Raw genomic sequence first — 6,485 nt, forward strand, 5'->3', positions numbered from 1 at the left:
TGTGACCGGTGCGGCGGTGGTTGCGGGAGCGCCCGCCGTGCTGGTGGCGGGCAGCGTCTGGGTCGACGTCGCCGGCGGAGTGATCGCCGACGGTTCGAGCACGTCCTTTGCGTTGGTGCAGGCGGCAAGAGCCAATGCCACAAGCAATGACACGGTCGTCACATGCGATCGTCTCATTTGCCTTCTAACTCCTTGGCGAAGAACGCCTCCCATTGTGGATTCACTGTACGATCAAGTCGAGATCATGGCGGGACAGCGGCTTGGGCTGGGATTCGGTGGTCAGGTAGGTGCGGCCAAGCGTCATCGCCGTCTCGGTATCGGAGTCCATGATGATCATATGGGCGAACAGCGTCATGTTGGGCGCGATCGGTTCGGGATTGCCCTGGTAGAACATCGGCATGTCCATCCAGGACGGGGTGAAGCGGGCGCCGACCGAATAGCCGCAGGCGTTCAGCCGGTGCTTGGTCAGGCCGTGTGCCTCCATGGTGCGGGCATGCGCATCGAAGACGTCGCCGAAGCTGTTGCCCGGCGTCATCGCCTTTTCGACAGCCAGGAGTGCCGCGCGGGCGGCGTCGAACAATTCCTGATGGCGCTTCGACACCTTGCCGGTCAGCACCGTGCGCATCATCGGTGCGTGGTAGTGGTTGAAGACGCCGGCCCATTCGAGCGTCAGCTGGTCATTTTTGGTGAGCTTGCGGCGGCCGGCCTTGTAGCGGCACAGCAGCGCATCGACGCCGGAGCCGATGATGAATTCGTTGGCCGGATAGTCGCCGCCGCCGGCAAAGATCGCACCCTGCATGGCGGCCAGGATCAGGGCTTCGTCGCCACCTTGCTTGATCAGCGGCAGCGCCGCGTCGAGCGCGTCGTCGGAGAGATTGGCGGCCTTCTCGGCCTTGGCGATCTCGGCCGGACTCTTGAACAGGCGCAGCCGCCCGACAATTCCGGACGCATCGGCGATCTGGCCGAAGGTCTGCAACTGCTCGTCGAGGCGGCGGCCATTGAACGCGGTCAGGCCATGGGTGTCGTATTCGACACCGATGCGGGCGCCGAGCAGGTCGAGTTCGTTGAGCAGATTGCGCAGGTCGACCGCCGGATTGGCGCCATTACGGTCCGTCCACAAGACGATGTTGTCGATAATCGAGGTCTGACGCGCCTGGCGCAGGTCGGCCGAGCGGGTCAGCAGCACCATCGAACCGTCGGCCTTCACCACCAGGCACTGGAAGAAGCAGAAGCCGAACGTGTCGTAGCCGGTCAGCCAGTACATGCTTTCCTGCGCGAACAGCAGGATGGCATCAAGCTTTTTTTCGGCCATCTCGATGATCAGCCGGTCGCGCCGCGCGTCAAATTCAGATCGTTCAAAATGCAGCGCCATTATTCCCTCTCCAAGACGATTGCCGAAACCTGCCGGCCGTAATCGGGCTCCTTGCGATGCGTGGTGCGCCGGTAGGAGTAGAACAGGCCTTCCTCGGCGTAAGTGCAGCGGTCGAGGCCTTCAGCCGTCACGCCGGCCTCGGCCAGCCGGTCAACCGTGTAGCGGTTGAGGTCGAACATGGCATGGCCGGCATTGGCGGACGGCGCGAAATAGAGGATATTTTCGGCATCGGCTTCGACAAAGCGGGCGACGAATTCCGGGCCGACCTCGTAGTTATCAGGGCCGATGGAGGGGCCTAGCACGGCGATGATGTTTTGGCGCCGGGCGCCGAGGCTTTCCATCGCCAGGATGGTGTTTTCGAGCACGCCGGTGAACGCGCCTTTCCAGCCGGCATGCGCGGCGCCGATGATGCGCGCCTCAGCATCCGCGAACAGCACGGGACCGCAATCGGCGGTCGAAGCGCCGATGGCGATGCCCGGCCGGTCGGTGACGATGGCGTCTGCCTTGGGCCGCTCGCCGGCAAAGGGCTCCCTGGCGATGATGACGTCGGGCGAATGGATTTGCCAGGCGGTCAACAGATGGTTCGCCGGCACGCCCATCCAGGCGGCGACGCGGCCGCGGTTCTCTGCGACCAGCGCCTGGTCGTCATTCGATCCGGTGCCGATGTTGAGGCCCTGGTAGATGCCGCCGGAGACACCGCCGATGCGGGTGAAATAGCCGTGGCGGATGCCTTGTGCCTGCGCCTTGTCCAGCAGCGGCGACCGAACGGGATCCGGTTTGGTCTGATTCAGCATGCGGGCGTTGTTGTCCGTGTGGGCGGTTTCGTCAAGAAGAAGGTGCTTGGTCGAGAACAGGCGCTGCAAAGCGCGGACGGGAGATTGGGAGGGGCGGCGGTAAAAAGTCAATCCGCCCCGGCGAAGGGCCGAACCGCCACGCCGCGAGGCAGTACCGCAAGCACCTTGAACAGCTCGCCCATGGCTTGCGGCCCTGCGAGGCGTTCGACGTCGCCGGCGATCCTTTCGCGCGCCGCCTGGCCGGCATCGGCGCCAAGCCGGCCGGCGCGCTCGAGGATGCCCATGCCGAGCAGGAAGTCGCCCTGTGTCGTCAGATGGGCTTCGAGGCCATGTGCACGCACGATCGCGGCCAGGGCGGCGAAATCGACATGGGAGGTGAGGTCGGCCTCACCGGGATTGGCCAGCACATCTTCGTGATCGTGGCTTCGCAAGGCCTGCAGCGTGTCCCCGACACCCGGCTGGAGATGGCCATAGTCGATAAACAGGCCAGCGCCGCCATGCCTGGATATGCGCTCGGCGATCGTTGCCATGAGCGCGGTGCGGGCAGGCGCCACTTCGGCGATCGAACCTTGCGGCGCTTGGGTGGCATCGGCGGGCAGCAGCGTCGGGTCGACCGGGCCGGCGCCGGCGAAGAAGCAAAGGTCGTTGGTCTCGTCGAGGCCGACCACGCGCTCGCGCCAGCCGGCGCCGGCGCGGAGGAACTGGCGGATGGGCACGGCGTCGAACAGTTCGTTGCCGACGATGAACAGCGGTTGCTGCGGCAAGGTCTCGATGGTTTCATGCCAGCCAACCGCGAAGGGTGTGGCGCCAAGCGTCTGCTTTTGCACCTCGGTCAGGCGCGGGCTGGTCTCGATCATGGCGAAGGTGGCGCCGCTGGCCAGATCAGGATCGAGCCGCGACAGCGTACGCAGCATGTCCTTCATCAGCGTGCCGCGGCCGGGGCCGATCTCGGCGATGGTGGCCGGCAGCGGCCGGCCGCTCGCCTGCCACGCCTGGTACATCCACACGGCGACCAATTCGCCGAACATTTGGCTGATCTCCGGCGCGGTGATGAAGTCACCGGCCGCACCAAAAGGCTCGCGCGTCGTGTAGTAGCCGTCCGCCGGGTCGAACAGGCACATCGCCATGTATTCGTTGATCGGTATCGGCCCCAGGGCCTCGATCAGGTCGACGATGCGGGTCTTCAGCCGTGTCATGCCGGCTGCGGCTGCGTCACCGGCTTGGCGGTCAGCATCGCCCAGATGCCGGCCAGCACCATCGGCGTCGACAGGATCATGCCCATGGTCAGCCAGTTGGTGCCGAGGAGGTAGCCGAGCTGCTGGTCGGGCTCGCGGAAGAACTCGACAAAAATGCGCGACAGGCCGTAGCCGCAGATGAAGGCGCCGCCGACGAAGCGCGGCGTCTTCAGCTTGAGGCGCGAATGGGTGAGAATGCGCAGCACGAGGAACAGCACCACGCCTTCGAGAAGCGCCTCGTAGAGCTGGCTCGGGTGACGGGCAAACGGCCCGCCATTGGGGAATTCGAAAGCCCAGGGCACGTCGGTTGGGCGCCCCCACAGCTCGGAGTTGATGAAGTTGGCGACGCGCACCAGGCCAAGGCCGACCGGCACGCCGGCCGCCACGACGTCAAACAGCGACCAGGTGCGGATGCCGCGCTTGATGGAAAACAGCGTCATGGCGAGGATGACGCCAAGCAGGCCGCCATGGAACGACATACCGCCTTGCCAGACCGCCAAGATATCGAGCGGGTGGGCGATGTAGCGTGGCAGATCATAGAACAGCACATAGCCGGTGCGGCCGCCGAGCACGACGCCGATGGCCGCCCAGACGATGAAGTCGTCGAGATCCTCCGGCTTCATCGGCAGGACGCCGTTCGGCCACAGCCTGGCATTGGCGGCGAGCCGCTTGGCGTACCACCAGGCAAACAGGATGCCGACGATATAGCCGACGCCATACCAGTGCACCGCCAGCGGCCCGATCTGGATGAGGATCGGGTTGATGTCGGGGAAGGGCAAGGAGGCCAGCGGCAGCAGGAAATATTCGTTCAACGGGGAACTCTCATTGCGAAACGCGTTTGCGCGCGGACCATGCGGCAGGGTTTTGGCAGGGTCAAGGCAAGGTGGGCGCCCTCGACTTGATGCCGCAGCGCGGCGCAACATGCTTGCATTCGACGCGCAGCGCCACTACGTCAATTTGTGCAAGCGCGAGGATTTGCCATGTCGACCGGACCGAACCGCATTCTCGATGAATTCGCCAAGCTGATGACCGACGCCGCCGGCGCCGCCCAGGGCGTGCGCCGGGAGGTGGAGACGGCCTTCAAGGGGCAGGCCGAACGCATTCTCAACACCATGGACGTGGTGCAGCGCGAAGAGTTCGAAGCCGCGCGCGAGATGGCCGCCAAGGCGCGGGAAGAAAACACTCGCCTTGCCGCCCGCATCGAGGCGCTCGAGGCGAAGCTTGCCGAACTGGCCGGCGACGCCACACCAGCGACGGCGGCCAAGCCGCGCACAAAAAATAATCGTTAAACTTTTCCACATAGCCCGATCCTGAAAAGCGCTTTGCCGTGAATCGCTTAACGGCATTGCATGAATCTTTGTGACAGCGGCTTTCCACATGCGAATGACGCAGTGCGAAAAATTGGGCTGTTCACGCGACTCCCGATCAATAGACTGAATTTGTTGCATGATTCGGAGCAGGGTCATGCGACCGGGCGGTGGGGTCCGGTCTGGGGTCTTTGCGTCGAGAAGGTAGTCTTTTGCGCGAAGAAAGTCCTGGCCGTCCGAGTTCTAGACAAGATTGTTCGTTGTGTGTGCCCTCCCGCGGAGCGTGTGGCGGCGCTCGTACAGAACGACAGGAAGCATTCCATGGAACTTCTCGAACTCGAATTCTCCCGCGAAATCCATCCGGTGGATGTTATCGAGCAGGTGGCCCACAACAACGACTGGTCCTTTGAGCGGGCCGGCGACGACGAGATTTCGATCTCGGTTGCCGGAAGCTGGACCGACTATCACGTCTCCTTCTCGTGGATGGAGGATTTCGAGGCGCTGCACCTTGCCTGCGCCTTCGACATCAAGGTGCCGGAGACCCGCGCGCTGGAAGTGATGCGGCTCTTGTCGCTGATCAACGAGCAGATGCTGTTTGGCCATTTCGACCTCTGGGAGCAGGAGGGCGCGATCATGTTCCGCCAGTCGCTGCTGCTGGCCGGCGGGGTCGAGCCGTCGAGCCAGCAGGTCGAAGTGTTGCTGTCGTCGGCGCTGGAAGCCTGCGAATGCTATTTCCAGGCGTTCCAGTTCGTTGTCTGGTCGGGAACCTCGGCCAAGGACGCCCTGGCCGGCGTGCTGTTCGAGACCTACGGCAACGCCTGAGTCCCCGCAAGGCAGACAAGAACCAAGATGAGTTCGAACAGCGAGCGTAAGCCCGAGATCAGTTTTGCCGATTTCGATCGTGTCGACATCCGCGCCGGCACGATCGTCGAGGCCGAGCCGTTTCCCGAGGCGCGCAAGCCCGCATTCAAGCTGAAGATCGATTTCGGCGCCGGCATCGGCATCAAGAAATCGTCGGCGCAGATCACCAAATATTATACACCGGAGACGCTGATCGGCCGGCAGGTGTTCGCGGTGGTCAATTTCCCGCCGCGCCAGATCGGTCCATTCATGTCGGAAGTGCTGACGCTCGGCTTTCCCGACGAAGAGGGCGCGGTGGTGCTCGGCGCGATCGAGCGCAAGGTGCCGGATGGCGGCAGGTTGTTTTAGGCCGCCAGCTTGCGCGTCGTTCCCAGCGCTTCCTCGACCGTGTCGAGGAACATCTCTGCACAAGCCTTCCAGCTGTAGCGCATGGCGCGTTCGCGTGCTTCGGCACGGTCTACATTGAGCGCGGCAAGCGAGGCCTCGCGCAGATCGTTGGAGACCGCGCCGCCAAAGCCGTCGCCGACAATGTCGATCGGCCCGGTCACCGGATAGGCGGCAACCGGCGTGCCGCTGGCCAATGCCTCGATGATGACGTTGCCGAACGTGTCGGTGCGGCTCGGGAAGACGAAGACATCGGCCGAGGCATAGATCTCGGCCAGTTCGTCGTTGGGGCGATGGCCGAGGAAATGCGCTTGCGGATATTTTGCCTTCAGCCTGGCAAGCTCAGGGCCTTCGCCGACGATCACCTTGCTGCCCGGCAGGTCGAGGTCGAGGAAGGCGGAGAGGTTCTTTTCGATGGCGACCCGGCCGACGCAGAGGAAGACAGGGCCGGGAAAGCCGAGATTCTTCTTCTTGTCGGGCCGGAAATGGTTGGTGTCGACGCCGCGCGTCCACGGCCGCAGCTTGGTGAAGC

At 63.9% G+C, this 6,485-nt stretch carries 8 protein-coding genes; 3 read left to right on the forward strand and 5 right to left on the reverse strand.

The window, feature by feature from the left end; genetic code table 11:
• Positions 1 to 220: 220 nt before the first annotated feature.
• The 4 genes from EN964_RS20440 to lgt form a co-directional block, all read right to left on the reverse strand.
• Entirely contained in the window at positions 221 to 1,372 is a 1,152-nt protein-coding gene (locus tag EN964_RS20440) for a Xaa-Pro peptidase family protein (RefSeq protein ID WP_127270541.1), read from the reverse strand.
• Positions 1,372 to 2,166, reverse strand: coding sequence for a peptidoglycan editing factor PgeF (pgeF, locus tag EN964_RS20445; protein WP_127270538.1), 795 nt, complete (start codon positions 2,164 to 2,166; stop codon positions 1,372 to 1,374). Before pgeF ends, EN964_RS20440 begins: the two co-directional genes overlap by 1 nt.
• Positions 2,167 to 2,273: 107 nt before the next feature.
• Positions 2,274 to 3,362, reverse strand: coding sequence for a class I SAM-dependent methyltransferase (locus EN964_RS20450; RefSeq protein WP_127276678.1), 1,089 nt, complete (start codon positions 3,360 to 3,362; stop codon positions 2,274 to 2,276).
• Positions 3,359 to 4,213: a prolipoprotein diacylglyceryl transferase gene (gene lgt / locus EN964_RS20455; RefSeq protein ID WP_127270533.1), complete on the reverse strand. Its 855-nt coding sequence runs from the start codon at positions 4,211 to 4,213 to the stop codon at positions 3,359 to 3,361. Before lgt ends, EN964_RS20450 begins: the two co-directional genes overlap by 4 nt.
• Positions 4,214 to 4,381: 168 nt before the next feature.
• Between lgt and EN964_RS20460 the strand changes: the two genes are divergently transcribed.
• The 3 genes from EN964_RS20460 to EN964_RS20470 all read left to right on the forward strand — a co-directional run bounded on the left by EN964_RS20460 (position 4,382) and on the right by EN964_RS20470 (position 5,917).
• A complete protein-coding gene (locus tag EN964_RS20460) occupies positions 4,382 to 4,690 on the forward strand; it encodes an accessory factor UbiK family protein (protein ID WP_127270531.1) in 309 nt (102 codons plus the stop codon).
• A gap of 339 nt (positions 4,691 to 5,029) precedes the next feature.
• A complete protein-coding gene (locus EN964_RS20465; protein ID WP_013893499.1) occupies positions 5,030 to 5,530 on the forward strand; it encodes a YbjN domain-containing protein in 501 nt (166 codons plus the stop codon).
• 27 nt (positions 5,531 to 5,557) lie between these two features.
• Complete coding sequence (locus tag EN964_RS20470; RefSeq protein WP_127261686.1) at positions 5,558 to 5,917, forward strand: tRNA-binding protein; 360 nt, start codon at positions 5,558 to 5,560, stop codon at positions 5,915 to 5,917.
• On the opposite strand, the gene EN964_RS20475 is transcribed toward EN964_RS20470, so the two are convergent.
• Positions 5,914 to 6,485: glycosyltransferase (locus tag EN964_RS20475; RefSeq protein ID WP_164775901.1), on the reverse strand; the 572-nt coding region annotated here is incomplete at its 5' end. The genes EN964_RS20470 and EN964_RS20475 overlap by 4 nt on opposite strands.

The sequence above is a fragment of the Mesorhizobium sp. M7A.F.Ca.CA.001.10.2.1 genome (genome assembly GCF_003998575.1).
Lineage (GTDB): Bacteria > Pseudomonadota > Alphaproteobacteria > Rhizobiales > Rhizobiaceae > Mesorhizobium.